This window comes from Phycicoccus jejuensis (genome assembly GCF_044797865.1).
In the GTDB taxonomy this organism is placed as follows: Bacteria; Actinomycetota; Actinomycetes; order Actinomycetales; family Dermatophilaceae; genus Phycicoccus; species Phycicoccus jejuensis.
Window position 1 is genome coordinate 3,764,674 of the sequence record NZ_CP085209.1, and the last position, 21,309, is coordinate 3,785,982.

The window sequence follows — 21,309 nt, forward strand, 5'->3', positions numbered from 1 at the left end:
AGCCCGGCCCCGGCAGGTGCCGGGACCGGGCCTCGTGAGCACTGGTGGCAGGTGAAGGATTCGAACCTTCGAAGCTTTCGCGACGGATTTACAGTCCGCTCCCATTGGCCGCTCGGGCAACCTGCCTGGTGCGCATGGAAGGATAGCAAGCCGCACCCAGCCGACCCAATCGACCCCAGGAGGGCCCCTCGATGGCCGACAGCAGCTTCGACATCGTCAGCAAGTTCGACCGCCAGGAGGTCGCCAACGCCGTCAACACCGCGGCCAAGGAGATCGCCAACCGGTACGACTTCAAGGGGGTCGGCGCGAGCGTCGAGCTCTCCGGCGACGTCATCAAGATGGAGGCCAACAGCGAGGACCGGTGCAAGGCGGTGCTCGACGTCGTCGAGACGTGGCTCGTCAAGCGCGGCGTCTCGCTCAAGCACCTCGACGTCCCCGAGGCCGGCCCGCGCCTGTCGGGCAAGGAGTACAAGCTCGACGTCGCGCTCAAGGAGGGGCTCACCTCCGAGAACGCGAAGAAGATCACCAAGCTGATCCGCGACGAGGGCCCCAAGAGCGTCAAGACGCAGATCCAGGGCGACGAGGTCCGGGTCACGAGCAAGTCCCGCGACGACCTCCAGGCCGTCCAGCGCCTCCTCACCGAGGCCGACCTCGACGTCGCGCTCAGCTACACCAACCGCCGCTGACCCTCAGGGGGCGACGTACGTCGGCACGCCCAGCACCTCGCCGTACCAGAGTCGGGAGGTCGGGCCGCTGCTGCGGGTCACGTACCGCCCGGGCCCCTGCTCGTCGCTGAACCCGACGGCGCCGGCGTCCGTCGCCGAGCCGACGTCCTCGCCCCGCTCGCCCACGAGCAGGCGCGAGGCGCGCTCCTCGACCGGGTCTCCGGGGCGCAGGTAGGTGCCCGACGCGACGCTGCCGCCGAACCGGTCGCCGCCCTCGACGTGGCCGCCGGAGAAGGGGTAGGAGGCCTCGTTGAGGGCGCTCATCACGCCGTTCTGCTCGGCCCCGTCGTCGAAGGTCGTGACGGCCCCGGCCGCGGACCGGGTGCCGATGCCCTCGCCGGGGGCGCCGACGACGAGGGCCTGGGTGTCCCGGGCCTGCTTGCGCCAGCCGAGGGACCACCCGAAGTAGTCGTAGGCCTCGTCGCCCCCGGGGACGACCCGGCCGCGCCACGTGCCGCCCTGGGTCAGGGAGACGCTGCTGCGCACGGTGGCTCCGGTCACCGAGAGCGAGACCGCGCTCCCCACGTCCGGGGTCGACCCGATGTCCTCGCGCGGCACGCCGACGGTGAACGAGGTGCGCCCACCCGACGCCAGCGAGTAGCCGGTGACCGACCAGCCGAAGCTGTCCTCCTGCTCGGGCGAGCCCGGGACCCCGGCCGTGGACTGGGCGAACGTCGACCCGCTCCACCGCATGTCGCCGTCGAGGGTGAGCACGGAGACGGCGCCGGCGTCCCGCACGCTGCCGATGTCCTCCCGCGGGGTCCCGACCACCACCGTCCCGTCGCCGGCGGGGGCGAGCACCTGCCCGAAGAGGTCGCCGGACTCGGCGACCCCGGCGACGCCCGGCGTGTCCTCGGTCGTCGGCCCCGCGGTAGCCCCCCGGGCTGCCCAGGGCGATGACCACGGCCCCCGACGACCCGTGGCCCGGGACGCCGATGACGAGGTCGGCGCACCGGTCGCCGTTGAGCTCGGTCACGAGCACCGCGGCCCCGAACTGCTCGGTCGGGTTCGGCGTCCCCAGCCCGAACGTCGCCCCGGGCAGCTGCTGCCCGCCGCCGCGCGTGAACCGGACGTCGACGCCGCCACCCTGGGGGTGGAGGGTCGGCATCCCGACGACGACCTCGGGCACGCCGTCGCCGTCGAGGTCCCCCACGGCCCGGATATCCATGCTGTCGCAGCCCGCGACCGCGCCGGCAGGTGGTCCTCGTCGTGCGCGCCGTCGCGCTCGACGGCACCCTAGGGCCGTCGCGACCCCCTGTCGTGCCGGGTTGCGGGATCGTGCAGGCACCCGCGCCTCCGGGCTCCCGTCGTCGGCGATGCTGACGTAGCGTGAGGTGATGAGCGCCCCACCGGCCGTCAGCACCGTCGGCGAGCTGCGCGCGTCGGGCCACGAGGCCCGCGGCGTGCACGCCGAGATCCGCGAGAACCTCCTCGCCGCCCTCCGCGAGGGCCGCGACCCGTGGCCGGGGATGCACGGCTTCGGGACCACCGTCATCCCCCGGCTGGAGCGCGCGCTGCTCGCCGGCCACGACGTCGTCCTCCTCGGCGAGCGCGGGCAGGGCAAGACCCGCCTGCTGCGCAGCATCGTCGGGCTGCTCGACGAGTGGACGCCGGTCATCGAGGGCTCCGAGCTCGGCGAGCACCCGTACGAGCCGATCACCGTCGAGTCGCGCCGCCGGGCCGAGGAGCTCGGGGACGCGCTGCCGGTGGCGTGGCGCCACCGCGACGAGCGCTACGCCGAGAAGCTCGCGACGCCGGACACGAGCGTCGCCGACCTCATCGGCGACGTCGACCCGATGCGCGTCGCCGAGGGCCGCCGGCTCGGCGACCCCGAGACGATCCACTTCGGCCTCATTCCGCGCAGCCACCGCGGCGTCGTCGCCATCAACGAGCTGCCCGACCTCGCCGAGCGCATCCAGGTCGCGATGCTCAACGTCATGGAGGAGCGCGACATCCAGATCCGCGGGTACGTCCTGCGGCTGCCGCTCGACGTGCTCGTCGTCGCGAGCGCGAACCCCGAGGACTACACCAACCGCGGTCGGATCATCACGCCGCTCAAGGACCGCTTCGGTGCCGAGATCCGCACCCACTACCCGCAGGAGGTCGACGACGAGGTCGCCGTGATCCGGCAGGAGGCGAGCCTCGTCGCCGAGGTCCCGGACTTCCTCGTCGAGATCGTCGCGCGCTTCACCCGCGGCCTGCGCGGGTCGAGCTCGGTCGACCAGCGCTCGGGCGTCTCGGCGCGCTTCGCCATCGCCGCGGCCGAGACCGTGGCCGCCGCGGCCCTGCACCGGGCGACCTCCCAGGGCGAGACCGAGGCCGTGGCCCGGGTCGTCGACCTCGAGGCCGCGCTCGAGGTCCTGCGCGGCAAGGTCGAGCTCGAGACCGGCGAGGAGGGGCGCGAGCGCGAGGTGCTCGGGCACCTGCTGCGCACCGCGACCGCCGAGACCGCACGTCGCCGGCTCGGGGGCATCGACCTCGCCCTGCTCGTCGAGGCCATCGAGGACGGCGCGATGGTCGCGACCGGCGAGCAGGTCACCGCACGGGCCTTCCTCGACGCGCTGCCGGTGCTCGGCGAGTCCGACGTCTACGACCAGGTCGCCGAGCGGCTGGGTGCGACGACCGAGGGCGAGCGGGCCAGCGCGATGGAGCTCGCGCTCGAGGGCCTGTACCTGGCCCGCCGCATCGGCAAGGACAGCGACGGGTCGGAGACCGTCTATGGCTGACCGGGGCGCGCGGCGCTCACGCTTCACGCGCTACGGGGGCGGCGACCCGCTGGCCCCGCCGGTCGACCTGCGCGAGGCGCTCGACGCCATCGGCGAGGACGTCATGGCCGGCTACTCCCCCGAGCGGGCGATGCGCGAGCTGCTGCGCCAGGGCACGCGTGACCACCCCGGCCTCGACGAGCTCGCCCGCCGCGTGGCCGAGCGCCGACGGGAGCTGCTCCGGCGGCACAACCTCGACGGAACGCTCGAGGAGGTGCGTCGGCTGCTCGACGAGGCGGTCCTCGCGGAACGCAAGCAGCTGGCCCGCGACCTCGACGACGACGCGCGCTTCGCCGAGATGCGCATCGAGAACCTCTCCCCCACACCGGCGGCCGCGGTGAGCGAGCTGTCGGACTACGCGTGGCGCTCGTCCGAGGGTCGCGAGAAGTACGAGCAGATTAAGGACCTGCTCGGCCGCGAGCTGCTGGACCAGCGCTTCGCCGGGATGAAGCAGGCCCTCGAGAACGCGACCGACGAGGACCGCGCCGCCGTCGAGGAGATGGTCCGCGACCTCGGCGACCTGCTCGAGGCGCACGCGCGGGGCGACGACACCGAGCAGCAGTTCCGGGACTTCATGGACAAGCACGGGGACTTCTTCCCCGAGAAGCCCGAGTCCGTCGAGGAGCTCGTCGACGCCCTCGCCGCCCGGGCCGCGGCCGCCCAGCGGATGATGGCCTCGATGTCGCCGGAGCAGCGCGCCGAGCTCATGCAGCTGTCCCAGCAGGCCTTCGGCTCACCGGGACTCATGGACCAGCTCTCGCGCCTCGACGGCCTGCTGCAGGGCCTGCGCCCCGGCGAGGACTGGGGCGGCTCCGAGCGGTTCGACGGCGAGCAGGGGCTCGGGCTCGGCGACGGCACCGGTGTCCTCCAGGACCTCGCGCAGCTCGACGCGCTCTCCGAGCAGCTCTCGCAGGCCGGCCCCGGCTCGCGGATGGACGACGTCGACCTCGACGCCCTCGCGCGCCACCTCGGGCAGGACGCCGCCGTCAACGCCCGCGCGCTCGCCGACCTCGAGAAGGCGCTGCGCGACAGCGGGATGCTGACCCGCTCGTCCGACGGCTCGCTCCGCCTCTCGCCCAGGGCGATGCGCGAGCTCGGCAAGTCCCTCCTGCGCGACGTCGCCGGCCGGTTGTCGAGCCGGGGCGGCCAGCGCGACACCCGTCAGGCCGGGGCGGCGGGCGAGCAGAGCGGCGGGACTCGCCCGTGGGAGTTCGGCGACACCGAGCCGTGGGACACGACGCGCACGATGACCAACGCCATCACCCGCACAGTCGGCGAGGGCGGCGACCCCGCGCAGGGGATGCGCCTGGACATCCGCGACGTCGAGGTGACCGAGACCGAGGCGCGCACCCGGGCCGCGGTGGCGCTGCTCGTCGACACCTCGTTCTCGATGGCGATGGACGGCCGCTGGGTGCCGATGAAGCGCACCGCGCTCGCGCTGCACCAGCTCGTCTCGACCCGCTTCCGCGGCGACGACCTCCAGCTCGTCGCGTTCGCCCGTCACGCGCGCACGATGGACATCGAGACCCTGACCGGCCTCGACGCCGAGTGGGACAAGGGCACGAACCTCCACCACGCGCTGCTGCTCGCGAACCGGCACTTCCGCCAGCACCCCGACGCGCAGCCGGTGCTGCTCGTCGTGACCGACGGCGAGCCGACCTCGCACCTCGAGCCCGGCGGGGGCGTGTTCTTCGACTACCCGCCGCACCCCCGCACCCTGGCCCTGGCCGTCCGCGAGCTCGACGCCTCGGCGCGGCTCGGGGCGCAGGTGACGTTCTTCCGCCTCGGGGAGGACCCGGGCCTCGCGCGCTTCGTCGACTCGATGGCCCGGCGCGCGCACGGGCGGGTCGTCGCCCCCGAGCTCGGCGACCTCGGGGCCGCGGTCGTCGGGTCCTACCTCGACGGGCGTGCGCCCGGGCAGGCGGCGTTCGGGTCCTACCGCGACCTCTTCGGGGGCCGCGGCTTCTGGGCCGGCTGACCCCCGACCGCCCCCCACCACCACCAGCACCACCACTGGTGCTGGTGGTGGTGGTACGGCGTCAGCTCACCGCGTCGAGGGCGTCGACCATGCCCTCGCCGAAGTAGCTGTTGTCGCTCGCCGGACCGACACAGGGGACGCCGGCGGTGGCCGCCGAGCACGCCGCGTCGTCGGCCTGGCTGCGCAGCTTCTCGATCATCTGCGCCGGGGTCCAGGTCGGGTGCACCGACTTCATGAGGGCGAGGACGCCGGCCACGTGCGGCGAGGCCATCGAGGTCCCGCTCTTGAGGCCGTAGCCGTTGTCCCGCACGACGGTCGAGAGGATCGACGAGCCGGGGGCGGTGACGTCGATGACGCCGAGCCCGCGGTTCGAGAAGCTCGAGAGGCGGAAGTCCAGCGTGCCGGCCGGGAAGCGCTGCGCGGACGACACGGTGACGACGCCGTCGAGCTCGGTCGGGATGTCGTGGCACCCATTGTTGAGCGTCCGGGTGACCGACGTCGTGTCGTTCGGGCTACCGGTGTCGGTGAGGAGCGTCTTGTCGGCGAGGTCCTTGCCGGAGTTTCCGGCGGCGGCCGCGTGGACGACACCCTGCTTCGTCGACCAGGTGACGGCGCGACGCACGGCCTCCTTGGCGGCGGCCTGGTCGGCCTGGTCGCCGCACCAGAACTCGAACGGGTCGACGTAGTAGCTGTTGTTCGTGACGTCCATCTTCTTCAGGCCCGCCTCGACGAAGCCGCAGACGGCGTACTCGGGGTAGATGAACCCGTCGTCGTTGACGACCTTGACCGAGGCCATCCGCACGTTCGGCGCGACGCCGACGATGCCGACGCCGTTGCGCGCGGCGCCGATCGTGCCGGCGACGTGGGTGCCGTGGTCGCTCGTCGTCGGCTCCCAGCCCGTGCTGCTCGGGCGGCCGGAGTCGGTGCAGTTCACCGAGTTCCGCACGTCGAGGTTGGCGACGAGGTCGGGGTGGTCGGCGTCGATCCCGCTGTCGAGCACGCCGACGAGCACGTTGCGCGAGCCGTCGGTGATCCGGTGGGCCTGATCGGCCTTGATCATCTGCATGTCCCACTGCTCGGACTCGCGCGGGTCCGTCGTCGCGGCCGGCGTCGTGCCGGCCTCGATGTCGCCGTTCGCCGGCTTCTTCGCGCCCTTCTTGTACGCGGAGGCGCCCTTGCGCCACGTCGTCGCGAGGTCGGACGGCGTGCCCTCCGAGACCGGCGCGGTGCGCGTGGCGCCGACCGACTCGAGCGCGTTGCCCGCGGCCTTCGCGACATCGGCGCGGAACGCGGCCCGGTCGGAGTGGGCGACGACGACGCCGATCTGCGGCCAGGCCTGGACGACGACGCCGCCGGAGCGCTGGACCGCCTTGCTGACGACGTTGACCTGTCCTGGGTTGGCGTGCTTGGCGTTGAGGACGTAGCTGAAGACCTCGCCGTCGGGGGTGACGATCGGTACCGGGGTCGACGGGGGCTCGGCGGTCGGCGCGGTCGGCGCGGCCGCGGCGGAGCCGGCGAGCAGGGCGCCGCCGATCGCGACCGCGGAGGCCGCGGCGGCGAGTCGACGGGTGTGGGTGTGACGGGGCACGGGGTGTCCTCCTGAGAGATGCCTGCGGGCTCGGGTGGTGCCCGGCGATCATCACCCGGCCGGCGCGACCTCGCATCCTGAGAGCGCAACCACGCGGGTTCTCGGCTGTGCCACAACCCCTTCTCGCGAGCCGGGGCGTCAGGCGAAGCGGCGGTGGGACGCCAGCGCCTCGCGCAGCACGTGGTCCTCGTCGAGCAGCGCGCGGGTGACGCCGGGCGAGATGTCGCGCCGGGTCAGCAGCGCGGCGGAGGCCCGCCGGGTCGCGTCCTCGACGACCCACTTGGGGTGCAGGGCGGTCGCGACCCGCGACAGCGCGTCCTCGCCCATCCGCTCACCCATCCGCGCGAGGAGGTCGCCGACGCGGTCGACGTACGGCCGGACGAGCTCGGTGTCGGCGCCGACCCAGAAGCCGCGGGCGAGCTCGAGGGCGGCGTAGTTCGACAGGTCCGGGTCGTCGGCCAGCCGCGACCACGCCCACTCCTTGGCCTCGGCGGTCGGGCGCGCGGCCCGCACGCCGAGCGCGGCCAGCCGGCCGGCGAGGGAGCGGTCCCCCTCCTCCGCCCGGGCCAAGGCGGCGTCGTCGAGGGCACCGAGGGCCGCGAGGCGGCGCAGGACGATCCAGCGGAAGTCGTCGTCGTCGGTCAGCGCGGGCAGCAGTCCCTCGCCGGCGGCCCACCGCTGCAGCCGCTCGACGTCGGAGCCGGTGCGGCCCCACACGCGAGCGGCGACCAGGGCCAGGGCGTCCCCCGGCGGCCCCTCGGTGGCGGTGGCCCGGTCTGCGAGGACGTCGGCGGCGAGCGCGACCCGTTCGAGCGCCTCGGCCTGCTCCTCGGGGCGCAGGAAGAGCGGGATGACCGACGATGTCGCGGCGAGCGGGACGCGGGTGAGCACCGAGGCGTCGTCCTCGCGCGGCCAGGCGCTCTCGACGAGGTCGACGACGAGCCGGGGGTCGACCTCGGCGCGGGCCATCCCCCCGAGGAGGGAGGTCCAGACGACCGCGCGCGCGAGCGGGTCGGGGACGTCGGAGAACCCGCCGAGCAGGCCGTCGAGCGTCTCCTCGTCGAGGGCGACCTCGGCCCAGGTGAGGTCCGCGGCGTTGGGGACGACGAGGGCGTGCGCCGGCAGCTCGCGCACGCCGCCGACGCCGGCTGTGTCGCCGTCGAGGACGACCTCGGCGCGCAGGACCTCGCGGTCGCCGTCGAAGGCCGCGACGTCGAGGGTGTGCGGCCGGTCGGCCGGACGGTCCGCCGGGGCGCGCCGGGTCAGGGTGCCGTCGCGGCGCAGGGCGAGCCGGTCGGCACCGGAGGTGCGCAGCCAGGCCTGCGCCCAGCCGTCGAGGTCGCGGCCGGCGGCGCGGGCCATCGCGTCGAGGAACTCCGCGAGCTCGCCGTTGCCGAAGGCGTGACCGTGCAGGTAGTCCGAGACCCCCGCGACGAACGCGTCGTCGCCGATGTGCGCGATGAGCTGGCGCAGCACCGACGCGCCCTTGGCGTACGAGATGCCGTCGAAGTTCTGCAGCGCCGAGAGCGCGTCCGGCGCAGGCGAGCCCGCGACGGGGTGCGTGCTCGGCGAGCGCTCGGCCGCGTAGCCCCAGAGCTTGCGGACGACGGCGAACTCGACCCACGCCTCGTCGGCCCCGAGCGCCTCGGTCGACGCGCGGTAGGCCATGTACTCGGCGAAGGACTCGTTGAGCCACAGGTCGTCCCACCACCGCATCGTCACGAGGTCGCCGAACCACATGTGCGCCATCTCGTGGGCGATCGTGTTGTCGCGCTCGAGGACCTGGTCCGGGGTCGCGGCGCCGCGGAAGACGTAGGTGTCGCGGAACGTCACGCAGCCCGGGTTCTCCATCGCGCCGGCGTTGAACTCCGGGACGAAGACCTGGTGGTACTCGCCGAAGGGGTACCGGATGCCGAACATCCGGTGGTAGTGGTCGAAGCAGGCGCGCGTCGTCGCGAACATCTGCTCCGCCTGCTCGCGCAGCGGCCCGGCGAGCGAGCGACGGGCGTGCAGCCCGAGCGGGATGCCGTCGTGCTCGGCGGTGACCGACTCCCACGGGCCGGCGCACACGGTGACGAAGTACGTGGCGAGCGGCTGCGTCGTCGCGAGCTCCCAGCGGCCGGCCGAGACCTGCTGCGCCGCACCGTTGCCCACGACGCTCCAGTGCTGCGGGGTCGTGACGTGCACGGTGTAGGGGACCTTGAGGTCCGGCTGGTCGAAGCACGCGAAGACGCGCGGCGCGGCGTCGAGGAAGAGGTGGCCGTAGACGTAGTCCTCGTCGTCGGCGGGGTCGGTGGAGCGGTGCAGCCCCTGGCCGTCGTGACCGTAGGCCATCGTCGCCTCGACCTCGAGGACGTTCTCGGCGGCCAGGCCGTCGAGCGGGAGGCGGCCGTCGTCGAGCGCGGCGGGGTCGAGGGCGCGGCCGTTGAGCGTCACGCCGTGCAGCTCGACCGGGCGCAGGTCGACGAAGGTCGAGCCGCCGGCGTCGGCGCTCGTGAAGCGCAGGACGGTGCGGGAGCCGAAGACCTCGGCGCCGCGGTCCAGGTCGAGGTCGACCTCGACGGCGTCGACGGTGATCAGGGCGGCGCGGGCGACGGCCTCGTCGCGGGTCAGGGACGGCATGGGCCCACCCAACCAGACGCGGACGGCGCCGCCCAGCCCGGTGGCTAGCATCCGGGGATGGCCACCGTCGACCCGCGGGACGTCACCGCCGTCCTCCAGCCGGGGTTCGTCGGCACCGACGTCCCGCCGTGGGTGCGCTCGGCCCACGTTGAGGGGCTCGCGTCGGTCTGCCTCTACGGCGACAACGTCGGGCCGGCCGGCGGCGTCGCCGAGGTGTGCGCAGCGCTGCACCGCGACCTGCCGGGTGTCCTCGTCGCCGCCGACGAGGAGGGCGGGGACGTCACCCGTCTGCACTACCCCGGTGGCTCGACGTCCGTCGGCAACGCGGTGCTCGGACGGCTCGACGACCCCGCCCTCACCCGCCGCGCGGCGGCCGGCATCGGCGCCGAGCTCGCCGCCCTCGGCATCGGGCTGGACCTCGCCCCCGTCGTCGACGTCAACTCCTCGCCGCGCAACCCCGTCATCGGCGTGCGCTCCTTCGGTAACGACCCCGTGGCGGTGGGCCGCCACACGGCCGCCTGGGTGGAGGGGCTGCAGGGCACGGGGATCGCCGCCTGCGCCAAGCACTTCCCCGGCCACGGCGACGCCGTGGCCGACTCGCACCACGACCTGCCGCGCGTCGACGCGTCGCCGGAGGTGCTCCGTGAGCGCGAGCTCGTCCCGTTCCGGGCGGCGGTCGCGGCCGGCGTCGCGTGCGTCATGACGTCGCACATCGTCGTGCCGGCCCTCGACGCGGACCGTCCGGCGACGTTCTCGCCCACCGTCCTGCGCGTGCTGCGCGACGAGCTCGGCTTCGACGGCGTGGTCGTCAGCGACGCCCTCGACATGGCGGGGGCCAGCGCCGGGACCGGCATCCCGGAGGCCGCGGTGCGTGCGCTCGCCGCCGGCGTCGACCTGCTCTGCCTCGGGTCGGCCACCGGCCCGGAGCTCTTCGACGCGGTGCGCGACGCGGTGACCACGGCGGTCGCGGACGGCCGGCTGCCCGCCGCGCGGCTCGCCGAGGCGGCCACCCGTGTGCGTGCGCTCGCCGACCGGTGGGCGAGCCCGGCTCCCCCCGCGTCACCGCCGGAGCTGCCGCCCGTCGAGGCGGTCGCGCCCGCCCTCACCCTCTCCGCCGACGCACGCGCCTTCGCGGCCGACCCCGCCCCGCTCGCCGTCGTCCAGCTGGCGAGCGGGAGCAACCTCGCGGTCGGCGCGGTCGCGTGGGGCCCGGCCGCGCTCGGTGCGGCCGTCGCCGAGGACGAGGTGCCGGCCGGTGCGCGGGTGGCCGTCGTGGGCCGCTCGGTCGACGCCGAGCATCCCGCGCGCGCCGTCGCCGACCGGCTCCGGGCGCGGGGGCACCGGGTCGTCCTCGTCGAGTGCCGGTGGCCGCGCGCGGCCGTCGACGTCGTGACCTGGGGCGCCTCGCCGGTGCTCGCGCGGGCGCTGCTCACGACCCTCGGGGCGCCGGCCCCGCGCGTCCCGACCGTCAGCCCCTAGGCTGGCCGTGATGGAGATCCTCGTCAGCCCCGGACCCGACGACACCGCGTCCCGCGCCGCCGAGGTGGTGCTCGCCGGGCTGCGGCGCCCCGGTGGCCACGCGTCGGTCCTCGGCCTCGCGACCGGCTCCTCGCCGCTCGGCCTCTACCGCGAGCTGGGCCGCGCCGTCGCCGAGGGGCGCGCGGACTTCTCGACCACCTACGGCGTCGCGCTCGACGAGTACGTGGGGCTGCCGCCGGGACACCCGGAGGGCTACCGCCAGGTGCTGCTGCGCGAGGTGTGCGGGGTCATCGGGCTGGCGCCCGAGCGGCTCGAGGTGCCCGACGGATCGGCCACCGACGCCGACGCGCTCGAGGCCGCGGCCGCCGCGTACGAGGCGCGCATCGCCGAGCTCGGCGGGGTCGACGTCCAGGTCCTCGGCATCGGCGCCAACGGGCACCTCGGGTTCAACGAGCCGGGCTCCGCGCTCGCGTCGCGCACCCGCGTCAAGCGCCTCTCGGCCCGCACCCGCCGCGACAACGCCCGCTTCTTCACCGGCCTCGACGACGTGCCGACCCACTGCCTGACCCAGGGCCTCGGCACCATCCTCGCCGCGCGGCGCCTCGTGCTCGTCGCGACCGGGGACGCCAAGGCCGAGGCGGTGGCGGCGGCGCTCGAGGGGCCGCTCACCGCGTCCGTGCCGGCGTCGGTCCTCCAGTGGCACCCCGACACCGTCGTCTGCCTCGACGAGGCGGCCGCCGCCGGGCTGCGCAACCGCCAGTACTACGACGACTCCGCGGCCGGCCTGCCCGGCACCTGACGCGCTCCCGAGGGCAACCGGACGCGTTCCGTCCGGTCTCGCGGCTACCGTGGCGCCCATGGTCGACGTCGACACCTCACGCCTCACGGTCCGCCCGCTCGGCCCCGACACCTGGCCGGCGTGGGAGGCGCTCGTGGCCCGCCACGGTGGCGTGTTCGGCGGCTGCTGGTGCACGTGGTTCCACACGATGGCCGCCGAGAAGACCAGGGACGCCGACGACAACCACGCGCTCAAGGCGCGGCTGGTCGCCGAGGACCGCGCGCACGCCGCCGTGGTGCTCGACGGTGACGAGGCGGTCGCCTGGGCCCAGTACGGCCCGCCGGCCGAGCTGCCGAACATCCACCACCGCAAGGAGTACGAGAAGGGGCTCGTCAGCCCGCCCGACTACCGGGTCACGTGCTTCTTCGTCGACCGCCGCTACCGCCGGCAGGGCGTCGCCGAGGTCGCGCTGCGGGGCGTCGTCGACCTCGTCGCGCAGGCCGGCGGCGGTGTGCTCGAGGGCTACCCGCACGACCTGACCGGCGCGACGAAGAAGGTCAGCTCCTCGTTCCTCTACGCCACGACGCGCTCGATGTTCGAGCGCGTCGGCTTCGAGCTCGAGCGGCCGAAGGGGCAGCGCAACACGGTGATGCGCCTCGTCGTCCCGCCGGCCTGAGCAGCGACGGGGTCAGCGCGGGTCGATGCGGTGGCCGTAGGCCATCTGCTCGAGGCGGGCGATGCGCTCGGCCATCGGCGGGTGGGTCGACATCATCCGGCTGACGTCCTGGGCGCGGAACGGGTTCGCGATCATCATGTGGCTCGCGTTGACCAGCTGCGAGGTCGGCGCGAGCGGGGCGCGGGCGACGCCGAGCTCGAGCTTGCGCAGGGCGCTCGCGAGGGCGAGCGGGTCGCCGGTCAGGGCGGCGCCGTCCTCGTCGGCGTCGTACTCACGGGTGCGCGAGATCGCCATCTGCACGAAGACGGCGGCGATGGGGGCGAGCAGCGCGAGCGCGAGGCCGGCGATGGGGTTGCGGTCCTCGTCGTTGCTGCCACCGAACAGCGCGCTGAAGGTGAGGAACTGGCCGATCGAGGAGATGACCCCGGCGATGGCGGCCGCGACCGAGCCGGTGAGGATGTCGCGGTTGTAGACGTGCATGAGCTCGTGCCCGAGCACGCCGCGCAGCTCGCGCTCGTCGAGCAGGCCGAGGATGCCCTCGGTGCAGCAGACGGCGGCGTTCTCGGGGTTGCGACCGGTCGCGAAGGCGTTGGGGGCCTGCGTCGGCGAGATGTACAGGCGCGGCATCGGCTTGCCGGCGCGGGTGGAGAGCTCGCGGACGATCCGGTACATCGCGGGGGCCTGTGCCTCGGTGACCGGGTAGGCACGCATGGCCTTGATGGCGAGCTTGTCGGAGTTCCAGTAGCCGTACGCCGTGGTCCCGAGGCCGATGAGGGCGAAGACGAGGATGAAGATGCTGCTCCCCGTGCCCTGCGCGACGGCGAACCCGATGACGAGCAGGATGGCCCAGAGCCCGCCGAGCAGCCCGGCGGTCTTGAGGCCGTTGAAGTGGTTGTGCATGTGGGGTGAACGCCCGCGGCCCGCGTTTCAGTTCCGGGCCGTCGACGTCAGGACAGACCGCCGACGAGGAGCTGCGGCAGGGCGCTGACCAGCACGAGGACCACGGTGCCGGCGACGACGACCACGCGCGTCGAGCGGCCGTGCGCGGTGTCGCCGGCCTCCTCGCCCGGGCCGTCGGCGGGCTCCGGACGGGCCAGGAGGACGGCGACCCATCGCAGGTACACCGCGAGCCCGAGGACGACGGCGACGACGCCCGCCGCAGCCACCGGCCAGACCCCTGCCGCGACCGGCGCCGACAGCGCGAGGACCTTGACGACGAGCCCGATGACGCCCGGCGGCAGCCCGGCGAGGACGAGCAGGGCCAGGCCGAGGGCGCCGCCGGCGAGCGGGTCGCGGCGCAGCAACCCGCGGGTGCCGGCCAGCGTCCGGGCGCCGGTGCGGGCGACGACGGCGAGGGCCACGGTCGTCGCCGCGGCGTAGGTGACGACGTAGGCGGCCGCGGCCCGCAGGCCGGCCGCCGAGACCGCCGTCAGCGGCACGACGACCCATCCGGCCTGCGCGATCGTCGACCACGCGAGCAGGCGGACCGGGTCGTCCTGGCGCAGGGCGACGACGGTGCCGAGCAGGAGCGACGCGACGGCGGGCAGGCCGAGCAGGACGGCGACGGCCGGCCCCGGCGCCGCCCCGACGAGGGCGGACACGACGACGAGGAGCGCCGCCACGGCCGAGACCTTGGAGGCGGCGGCGAGGAACAGGGTGGTGCCGAGGTCGGCGGCGGCGTAGGCCTGGGGGGTCCACGCGTGGAACGGCACGAGAGAGAGCTTGAAGCCGAGCCCGGCGACGAGCAGGGTCACGGCGAGGACGAGGACGCGCCGGCGGTCGGGGTCGGCCCACGCGGCGGCGACCGCCTCGGACGAGAACGTCGCGTCGGCGGTCGCGGTGAGCCAGAGGGCCGCCCCGAGGACGAGGAGCGCGAACGACGCGAGGGACGTGACGAGCAGGCTCAGCGCGCCGTGCGCGGCGGACCGGGTGCCGCGCAGCGCGACGAGCGCGACGACGGGGACGGTGGCGAGCTCGAGCGCGACGAGCCACGACCCGAGGTCGCGGGCGGCGGCGACGGCGACCCCGCCGGTCGCGGACGCCAGGAGCAGGGTGGCGGTGACGGCGGTGTCGCGCCGGCCGGCCCGGCCGTCGTGCAGCAGGGCGAGGGCGGCCGCCGAGGCGAGGAGGACCGCGGCCTGGAGCGTCGAGGTGCGCGGGCCGGCCGTCCAGAGGCAGGCACCGTCGGGCGCCGGGAGGCAGAGGGTGCGCAGCGGCTCGAGCTCGGAGCCGAGGCTTCCGCGCAGCGCGACCAGCGCACCGGCGACCAGAACGACCCCCGCCAGCGGCAGCGCCCACCGCGAGCGCCCGGGTCGCACGGCGTCGCCGACGAGGACGAGGACGACCCCGAGGACGGGAGCCAGGGCCGGGGCGAGGACGACAGCGTCGACGGACACGAGCGAGGTCATCGCGCACCCCCCAGCGCGGCGACGGCGTCGTGCGTCACCGACAGCAGGAGCATCGGGGCGACCCCGAGGAGGACGACGAGCGCGGAGAGGCCGCCCAGCACCCAGCGCTCGACGCCGACGGTGTCGGGGGTGGCGGGCGACTCGGGGTCGGGTCGGTCGCCGGACCACACGAGGCCGGCGACGCGCAGGGCGTAGGCCGCCGCGAGCGCAGCGCCGACCGCGGCGACGACGGCGCACGAGAGGAGGACGGCACCGGGGCGGTCATCAGCCGGCCGCCAGGCCGCGTAGATCGCGAGGAGCTCACCCCAGAAGCCCGCGAGGCCCGGCAGGCCGAGGCTCCCGGCGAGACCGAGGAGGAGGACGAACCCGAGCCGGGGCGAGGTCTCGCGCAGGGCGGGCCGGCGGACCGTGAGGTCGACGCTCCCCCACCGGTGCTTGAGGCCGCCGACGAGCACGAAGAGCAGCGCCGAGACGACGCCGTGCGCGATGTTGGCGTAGAGCGCGGCCTGCAGCCCGGTCTGCGACCCGCTGGCCAGCGCGAGGACGACGAAGCCCATGTGCGCGACCGACGAGTACGCGACGAGCCGCTTGAGGTCGCGCTCGACGAGGCAGACGAGCCCGCCCCAGACGATGCCGACCGCCCCCGCGACGGCGAGCACCGGCGCGAGCCGGCCGAACCCGTCGGGAACGGTGGCGACGGGCAGCCGGACCAGGCCGTAGGTGCCCATCTTGAGCAGCACGGCCGCGAGCAGGACCGACCCCGCGGTCGGGGCCGTGGTGTGCGCCGGCGGCAGCCACGTGTGCAGAGGGAAGACCGGGACCTTGACGGCCAGCCCGGCGACGAGCAGGGCGGCGACGGCCAGCTGGGTACCCGGCGCGAGCGCCGCACCGGCCCCGCCGGCGAGCTCGCGCAGGTCCGCGGTCCCGGCCGAGACGACGAGCAGGAGGATGCCGACGAGCATCGTCGTCGACCCCACCGCGGTGTAGAGGACGAAGCGCTGCGCGGCCTCGGTGCGGGCGCGCGGGTCGCGGGCGTCGCCGTAGCGGCCGATGAGCACCCACATCGGGACGAGGACGACCTCGAAGGCGACGAGGAAGAGGACGGCGTCGCGGGCGGTGAACGTCGCGAGCGCCCCGGCCTCGACGAGCAGCAGGCAGCCGAGGAAGGTCGCCGGGGTGCCGCCTCGCGGCACCTCGACCCAGGCGTGCGCGGTGACGACGACGCCCATGAGGGCGGTGAGCAGCACGAGCGGCACCGAGATGCCGTCGACGCCGAAGGACCACCGGACCCCGAGCTCGGGCAGCCAGGCGCGGTCGACCCCCGGGCGGGTGACGGCGACGAGGACGGCGAGGGCGAGCGTGAGGCCGGCGGTCGACGCCGCGAGCAGCCGCGCCGGTCGCACGGGCAGCGCACGCCCGCCGCTGACCAGCCAGAGGCCGACCGCGGCGGGGAGCGCGAGGAGCAGGCTCACGACCACGCGAGGACCCCCACGAGGCCGAGGACGACGACCGCCGCCAGGACCAGCCCGACGCCGGCGCTCGGCCGCTCGCCACGGTGCAGGCGCACCCCGGTCCAGCCGGCGGCCCGCGTGGCGACGGCCGTGCCGCGCACGTAGGCGTCGACGACCTCGGTGTCGAGGAAGGCGACGACCCGGGCGAGGCGGACGACGGGGCGCGCGACGAGGCGGCGGTAGACGGCGTCGACCCCGAGGCCGCGGTCGGCGTGGGGGGTGAGCCGGCGGGCGAGGACCTCGGCGGGGTCGCGGTCGAAGCCGCCGCGCAGGGCGACGGCGACGCCGAGCCCGACGACGAGGACGGTGAGCAGCAGCCACAGCAGCGAGACCTCGCCGACGGCGAACGTGCCGGTGAGCAGGACGAGCCCGCCGAAGACGACGAGCACCGTGAGCACCCACAGCACGGCCGACGCGGCGGGCGTCACCCCACCAGCGGTGGGTCGCTGGCGCACGTGCGCGGTGAGCACGAGGTAGCCGCGGGTCGAGTACGCGGCGGTGACGGCGGAGGTGAGGACGAGGACGACGAGCACCACGATGCCCGGGCCGTCGTCCGCGACGGCGCCGTCCCAGGCGGTCGCGAGGACGTGCTCCTTGGAGACGCCGCCGACGACGAGCGGCACCCCGGCCAGGGACAGGAAGCCGACGAGGAACGCGGCGCGCAGCACCGGCGCGGCGGCGGCGCTGCCGCGCAGTGCGGTCGCGGCCGTGCCCCCGGCGGCGACCGCGGCCCAGCCGACGGCGAGGAAGAGCAGCGACTTGAAGAGTGCGTGCGACCACAGGTGCAGCAGACCGGCGTCCGGCCCGGCCCCGTCGGGCGCCGCGGCGACGGCCCCCAGCATGATGGCGACCTGGCTGACCGTCGACCACGCGAGCATCCGCTTGAGGTCGCTCTGCGCGAAGGCGAGGACGGCGGCGAGCAGCATCGTCACGGAGGCGGCCAGCCCGAGCACCCACCGAGCGCTCGGGCTGTCGGCGAGGAGCGGGAAGAGCCCGGCGAGGACGACCGTGCCGGCGGCGACCATCGTCGCGGCGTGGATGAGGGCGCTCGCCGGGGTCGGGCCCTCCATCGCGTCGGCGAGCCAGTCCTGGAAGGGGACCTGCGCCGACTTGCCGAGGACGCCGATGACGACGAGGACGAGCAGGACCGCTCGCAGCGTGGCGTCCGGGGCGCCGCAGGCCCCGAGGGCGTCGCCGAGGCTCGAGCCGCTCGCGACGGCCGCGTCGATGCAGGCCGTGGGCCGGTCCCAGGCGCGGACCACGGCGCCGAGGTCGGTGGAGCGGGCCCCGGCGGCGAGACCGACGAGGCCGAGCACGAAGCCGATGTCGGCCACCCGCGTCACGAGGAACGCCTTGAGCGCGGCGCGGCGGGCGGCCGGGCGGCGCGACCAGTGGCCGATGAGGAGGTAGGAGCACCAGCCCATGACCTCCCAGCCGACGACGGTGAGGACGAGGTCGGACGAGACGACGACGAGGAGCATCGCCGCGGTGAAGAGGCTGACGGTGGCGGCGAACTGGCCGTAGCGGTCGTCGGCGGCGAGGTACCACGTCGAGTACGCCTGCACCGCGGTCGCGACGAGCGCGACGACGGCCGCGACGGCGAGGCGCACGGGGTCGGTCGCGAGGGTGAGCGGCACCTGGAGGTCGCCGAGCGGGAGCGAGGGCAGGTGGCCGACGACGGTGCCGGACTGCGAGATCCACGCGACGAGGGCGAGCAGGAGGGTCACGCCGGTGCCGGTGACGGCGAGCGCGCCGGCCCAGCGGTCGTCGCGGCGGACGGCGACGCCGAGCCCGGCGGCGAGCACCGTCGGGAGGACGAGGAGCCAGGGGGTCACGGGGCGTCCTCCGGCTCGCTGCGCCGGTCGAGGTCGATGCTGCCGCGCTGCCGGAAGACCGCGAGCACGACGGCCAGGGCGACGACCACCTCGGCGGCGGCGATGGTGATGGTGAAGAGCGGCAGGACGCTGCCCGCGGCCCAGCGGTCGGCGCCCGCGGCCTGCGTCGCGACGAGGAGGACGAGCCCTCCGGAGAGGACGAGCTCGACGCCGACCAGGAGGAGGACGGCGTTGCGGCGCACCGCGATCCCGGCGACACCGAGCCCGACGAGCGCGGCGGCCAGGAGGTACGGGCCGACCAGGTGGATCACGGCGCCGTGGCCCCGTCGACGGCGCGGTCGCCCTTCGCGACCGCGAGCGCCCCGACGAGCGCGGCGAGCAGCAGCAGCGAGAGCAGCTCGAAGGGCCACACCCACGTGCCGAACAGCTGCCCGGCGACCTGGGTCGTCGTCACGTCGGCGCGCTCGACCGTGCCGTCGGCGAGCGGCACGAGCGCGGTGGCGAGCAGCCCCGCGGTCGCGAGGCCGAGCAGCCCGGCGCCGGTCGCCCGCCACCGGCCGGCCGCATGGGCGACGTCGGGGCCGATGGGGGCACGGGTGAGCATCAGGGCGAAGAGGACGAGGACGACGACCGCGCCGACGTAGACGAGGACCAGCACGAGCGCGACGAGCTCGGCGCCGAGCACGAGCAGCGACCCCGCGACCCCGAGGAGCGCGACGACGAGCCACAGCGCGGCGTGGACGACGTGGCGCGTCGTGACGGCGAAGAGACCGCCGAGCACGGCGAGCACCCCGCTCGCGGTGAACGCGGTGTCGAGCGCGGTCACGGGTCGTCCTGCGGTGGGGTGGAGGGCTGCTCGCGGACGACCTTCGGGCGGACGGTCCTCGGCGGGCGGGCCGCTCCCCCGCCGACGAGGCCGGTGCCGCGGGCGGGCCGGTTGGCGGCGGCGACCTCGGCCGGCTCGGCCGAGCGCTCGTCGAGCGCCGGCGGCGGCGGGACGGTGGGCATCCACGCTCCGAGCCGCTCCTTCTCGTGGAGCAGGTCGCGGATGTCGGTCTCGGCGTACTCGAACTGCGGGCTCCAGTGCAGCGCGTCGAAGGGGCAGACCTCGACGCAGATGCCGCAGTACATGCACAGCGAGAAGTCGATGGCGAACCGGTCGAGGACGTTGCGCTGGCGCTCGCGCCCGCCCGGCGTCGGGGCCGGGATCGTCTCCTTGTGCGAGTCGATGAAGATGCACCAGTCCGGGCACTCGCGGGCGCAGAGCATGCACGAGGTGCAGTTCTCCTCGAGCAGCGCGATGACCCCGCGGCTGCGCGGCGGCAGGCTCGGCGCGACGTCGGGGTACTCCGCGGTGTGGGTGGGACGCAACGCCGTCCGGGCGGTCGTCGCGAGCCCCTTGAGGACGCCCGGCAGCCCACCGGTCCGTCCGCGGTCGTCGGCGGTCACCATCCGAGCACCACCCCCACGCCGGTGAGCAGCAGCTGCCCGAGGGCCAGCGGCACGAGCCACAGCCAGGCCAGCCGCTGCAGCTGGTCCTCGCGCAGGCGCGGCCACGCGACCCGTACCCAGATGACGAGCAGCGCCACGACGAACCCCTTGAGCAGTGTCCAGAGCCAGCCGAGCGCGTCGGGGAGCGGGCCGTGCCACCCGCCCAGCCACAGCGTCGCGAAGAGCAGCGACATGACGACGATGCCCGCGTACTCGGACAGGAGGAAGAAGGCGAAGCGCAGGCCGGTGTACTCGGTCCACGCGCCCATGACGAGCTCGGCGTCGGCGACCGGCATGTCGAAGGGCGGGCGCTGCAGCTCGGCGACGGCGGCGACGAGGAAGACGACGGCGCCGGGCAGCTGCCAGAGCAGCCAGAGCGGGCTCCAGCGCTCGGTGAGGACGGCCAGCGAGAGCGACCCGCCGGCCAGGGCCACCGACGCGAGGGCGAGGACGATGGGCAGCTCGTACGAGACGAGCTGGGCGGCGGCGCGCAGGCCGCCGATGAGCGAGTACTTGTTGGCGCTCGACCATCCCGCCATCAACGTGCCGAGGGCGCCGACCGAGGTCGCGGCGAGGACGAGGACGAGCGAGCCCGGGACGTCGACCGCGGCGACGCCCGGGTGCACCGGGACGAGCGCGAGCGCGACGAGATAGGGCACGAGCGCGACGGCCGGGGCGAGCCGGAAGACCCAGCGGTCGGCCGCCCGCGGCGTGATGTCCTCCTTCTGGACGAACTTCACGCCGTCGGCGACGAGCTGCGCCCAGCCGTGGAAGCCGCCGGCGTACATCGGGCCGAGCCGGCCCTGCATGTGCGCCATCACCTTGTGCTCGGCCTGCCCGACGAGCAGCGGCAGGACGAGGAAGGCCGCGAGCGCCGCGACCGCGCGCAGCGTGGCCTCGAGGAGGGTCATCGCGGACCCCACTCCGGCGGCGGGACGCCCGGGGCCTGGACGCGGCGGCGGCTCGGCGAGCGCGCGCTGTCGTGACCCTCGCCCGGCTCCTTGCCGCCGGGCCAGGGCCGGCTCGCGCGGGCGGCGAGCTGGAAGGACTTGCGCAGCGGCGTGCCCTCGAAGCCGTCGGGCAGGAGGAGGGGGCGCAGGCCGAGGTCCGTGCCGTCGTCGAAGCCCTCGACGTCGATGCCGAACATCTCGTGCGTCTCGCGCTCGTGCCACGCGGCGCCGGCGAACACCGGGGTGAGCGACTGGACCGGCTCGCCGTCTGCGACACGGGTGCGCAGCAGCACCCCGCGCAGCGCGCCGGGGGTCGAGACGTCGAGGAGGTGGCAGAGGACGTCGAACCCCGGGGCTGCCTCGTCGTGGAGGCGGTCGACGGCGCTCAGCCAGTCGAAGAAGGTGTGGCCCTCGTCCCGGGCTGCGGCGACGGCGGACCGCCACCCGCCGGGCTCGACCTCACGCACCTCGTCCGCCACGTCGGGCAGCCTAGCGAGCGCGGC

18 protein-coding genes, 1 tRNA gene and 1 pseudogene are annotated in these 21,309 nt (G+C 75.1%); 6 read left to right on the forward strand and 14 right to left on the reverse strand.

Annotated elements, in window-relative coordinates:
* Nucleotides 1-42: 42 nt before the first annotated feature.
* Nucleotides 43-126 (reverse strand) — tRNA-Tyr (locus LG324_RS17915).
* Between the two features lie 65 nt (nucleotides 127-191).
* Here LG324_RS17915 and LG324_RS17920 point away from each other — a divergent pair.
* Nucleotides 192-686, forward strand: a complete 495-nt coding sequence (locus LG324_RS17920; RefSeq protein WP_030526761.1) for a YajQ family cyclic di-GMP-binding protein — start codon at nucleotides 192-194, stop codon at nucleotides 684-686.
* Between the two features lie 3 nt (nucleotides 687-689).
* On the opposite strand, the gene LG324_RS17925 is transcribed toward LG324_RS17920, so the two are convergent.
* Both LG324_RS17925 and LG324_RS17930 read right to left on the reverse strand, forming a co-directional pair.
* Complete coding sequence (locus tag LG324_RS17925; protein WP_404350144.1) at nucleotides 690-1,496, reverse strand: hypothetical protein; 807 nt, start codon at nucleotides 1,494-1,496, stop codon at nucleotides 690-692.
* Between the two features lie 169 nt (nucleotides 1,497-1,665).
* A pseudogene (locus LG324_RS17930) lies at nucleotides 1,666-1,893 on the reverse strand (hypothetical protein); the annotation flags it as partial.
* Nucleotides 1,894-2,062: 169 nt separating this feature from the next.
* On the opposite strand from LG324_RS17930, the gene LG324_RS17935 reads away from it, so the two are divergent.
* Together LG324_RS17935 and LG324_RS17940 are read left to right on the forward strand one after the other, a co-directional pair.
* Nucleotides 2,063-3,451, forward strand: a complete 1,389-nt coding sequence (locus LG324_RS17935) for a magnesium chelatase (protein WP_030526757.1) — start codon at nucleotides 2,063-2,065, stop codon at nucleotides 3,449-3,451.
* The gene (locus LG324_RS17940; RefSeq protein WP_404350147.1) at nucleotides 3,444-5,468 is read left to right on the forward strand and encodes a VWA domain-containing protein; all 2,025 of its coding nucleotides are present in this window, start codon (nucleotides 3,444-3,446) and stop codon (nucleotides 5,466-5,468) included. Before LG324_RS17935 ends, LG324_RS17940 begins: the two co-directional genes overlap by 8 nt.
* Nucleotides 5,469-5,529: 61 nt before the next feature.
* Here the strand turns inward: LG324_RS17940 and LG324_RS17945 are convergent, their stop codons facing one another.
* Together LG324_RS17945 and pepN are read right to left on the reverse strand one after the other, a co-directional pair.
* Nucleotides 5,530-7,056, reverse strand: coding sequence for a S8 family peptidase (locus LG324_RS17945; protein WP_404350149.1), 1,527 nt, complete (start codon nucleotides 7,054-7,056; stop codon nucleotides 5,530-5,532).
* A gap of 138 nt (nucleotides 7,057-7,194) precedes the next feature.
* Complete coding sequence (gene pepN / locus LG324_RS17950; protein WP_404350151.1) at nucleotides 7,195-9,678, reverse strand: aminopeptidase N; 2,484 nt, start codon at nucleotides 9,676-9,678, stop codon at nucleotides 7,195-7,197.
* Between the two features lie 57 nt (nucleotides 9,679-9,735).
* Here pepN and LG324_RS17955 point away from each other — a divergent pair, with 57 nt between their 5' ends.
* From LG324_RS17955 to LG324_RS17965, 3 genes are read left to right on the forward strand one after another with little or no spacing between them, the layout of a single operon-like run.
* Complete coding sequence (locus LG324_RS17955; RefSeq protein WP_404350153.1) at nucleotides 9,736-11,157, forward strand: glycoside hydrolase family 3 protein; 1,422 nt, start codon at nucleotides 9,736-9,738, stop codon at nucleotides 11,155-11,157.
* Between the two features lie 10 nt (nucleotides 11,158-11,167).
* Nucleotides 11,168-11,956, forward strand: coding sequence for a glucosamine-6-phosphate deaminase (locus LG324_RS17960; protein WP_404350155.1), 789 nt, complete (start codon nucleotides 11,168-11,170; stop codon nucleotides 11,954-11,956).
* A 58-nt stretch (nucleotides 11,957-12,014) separates the two neighbouring features.
* A complete protein-coding gene (locus LG324_RS17965; RefSeq protein WP_404350157.1) occupies nucleotides 12,015-12,611 on the forward strand; it encodes a GNAT family N-acetyltransferase in 597 nt (198 codons plus the stop codon).
* 12 nt (nucleotides 12,612-12,623) lie between these two features.
* On the opposite strand, the gene htpX is transcribed toward LG324_RS17965, so the two are convergent.
* Genes htpX through LG324_RS18010 form a run of 9 tightly spaced genes read right to left on the reverse strand, consistent with a single transcriptional unit; the run spans nucleotide 12,624 to nucleotide 21,285 of the window.
* Nucleotides 12,624-13,511: a zinc metalloprotease HtpX gene (gene htpX / locus LG324_RS17970; RefSeq protein ID WP_030526750.1), complete on the reverse strand. Its 888-nt coding sequence runs from the start codon at nucleotides 13,509-13,511 to the stop codon at nucleotides 12,624-12,626.
* A gap of 47 nt (nucleotides 13,512-13,558) precedes the next feature.
* The gene (locus LG324_RS17975) at nucleotides 13,559-15,019 is read right to left on the reverse strand and encodes a proton-conducting transporter membrane subunit (protein WP_404350160.1); all 1,461 of its coding nucleotides are present in this window, start codon (nucleotides 15,017-15,019) and stop codon (nucleotides 13,559-13,561) included.
* Nucleotides 15,016-16,497, reverse strand: a complete 1,482-nt coding sequence (locus tag LG324_RS17980; RefSeq protein WP_404350162.1) for a NuoM family protein — start codon at nucleotides 16,495-16,497, stop codon at nucleotides 15,016-15,018. Before LG324_RS17980 ends, LG324_RS17975 begins: the two co-directional genes overlap by 4 nt.
* Complete coding sequence (locus tag LG324_RS17985; protein ID WP_404350164.1) at nucleotides 16,488-18,365, reverse strand: NADH-quinone oxidoreductase subunit L; 1,878 nt, start codon at nucleotides 18,363-18,365, stop codon at nucleotides 16,488-16,490. Before LG324_RS17985 ends, LG324_RS17980 begins: the two co-directional genes overlap by 10 nt.
* Entirely contained in the window at nucleotides 18,362-18,676 is a 315-nt protein-coding gene (gene nuoK / locus LG324_RS17990) for an NADH-quinone oxidoreductase subunit NuoK (protein WP_207022517.1), read from the reverse strand. The genes LG324_RS17985 and nuoK overlap by 4 nt, the downstream gene beginning before the upstream one ends.
* Nucleotides 18,673-19,191 carry an NADH-quinone oxidoreductase subunit J gene (locus tag LG324_RS17995; RefSeq protein WP_404350166.1) on the reverse strand — a complete coding sequence of 173 codons (519 nt, stop codon included), beginning with the start codon at nucleotides 19,189-19,191 and terminating at the stop codon, nucleotides 18,673-18,675. The genes nuoK and LG324_RS17995 overlap by 4 nt, the downstream gene beginning before the upstream one ends.
* Nucleotides 19,188-19,817 (reverse strand): NADH-quinone oxidoreductase subunit I, encoded by a 630-nt coding sequence (locus LG324_RS18000; RefSeq protein WP_157577315.1) that lies wholly within the window; start codon nucleotides 19,815-19,817, stop codon nucleotides 19,188-19,190. Before LG324_RS18000 ends, LG324_RS17995 begins: the two co-directional genes overlap by 4 nt.
* A complete protein-coding gene (locus tag LG324_RS18005; protein ID WP_030526743.1) occupies nucleotides 19,811-20,767 on the reverse strand; it encodes a complex I subunit 1 family protein in 957 nt (318 codons plus the stop codon). Before LG324_RS18005 ends, LG324_RS18000 begins: the two co-directional genes overlap by 7 nt.
* The gene (locus LG324_RS18010; RefSeq protein ID WP_030526742.1) at nucleotides 20,764-21,285 is read right to left on the reverse strand and encodes an NADH-quinone oxidoreductase subunit C; all 522 of its coding nucleotides are present in this window, start codon (nucleotides 21,283-21,285) and stop codon (nucleotides 20,764-20,766) included. The genes LG324_RS18005 and LG324_RS18010 overlap by 4 nt, the downstream gene beginning before the upstream one ends.
* Nucleotides 21,286-21,309 lie beyond the last annotated feature (24 nt).

Bases quoted from the DNA above. Each gene is read 5' to 3' on its own strand.
- pepN (WP_404350151.1), bottom strand. From the start codon at position 9,678: ATGCCGTCCCTGACCCGCGACGAGGCCGTCGCCCGCGCCGCCCTGATC.
- LG324_RS17965 (WP_404350157.1), top strand. From the start codon at position 12,015: ATGGTCGACGTCGACACCTCACGCCTCACGGTCCGCCCGCTCGGCCCC.
- LG324_RS17920 (WP_030526761.1), top strand. From the start codon at position 192: ATGGCCGACAGCAGCTTCGACATCGTCAGCAAGTTCGACCGCCAGGAG.
- htpX (WP_030526750.1), bottom strand. From the start codon at position 13,511: ATGCACAACCACTTCAACGGCCTCAAGACCGCCGGGCTGCTCGGCGGG.
- LG324_RS18005 (WP_030526743.1), bottom strand. From the start codon at position 20,767: ATGACCCTCCTCGAGGCCACGCTGCGCGCGGTCGCGGCGCTCGCGGCC.
- LG324_RS17975 (WP_404350160.1), bottom strand. From the start codon at position 15,019: ATGACCTCGCTCGTGTCCGTCGACGCTGTCGTCCTCGCCCCGGCCCTG.
- LG324_RS17960 (WP_404350155.1), top strand. From the start codon at position 11,168: ATGGAGATCCTCGTCAGCCCCGGACCCGACGACACCGCGTCCCGCGCC.
- LG324_RS18000 (WP_157577315.1), bottom strand. From the start codon at position 19,817: ATGGTGACCGCCGACGACCGCGGACGGACCGGTGGGCTGCCGGGCGTC.
- LG324_RS17940 (WP_404350147.1), top strand. From the start codon at position 3,444: ATGGCTGACCGGGGCGCGCGGCGCTCACGCTTCACGCGCTACGGGGGC.
- LG324_RS17935 (WP_030526757.1), top strand. From the start codon at position 2,063: ATGAGCGCCCCACCGGCCGTCAGCACCGTCGGCGAGCTGCGCGCGTCG.
- LG324_RS17955 (WP_404350153.1), top strand. From the start codon at position 9,736: ATGGCCACCGTCGACCCGCGGGACGTCACCGCCGTCCTCCAGCCGGGG.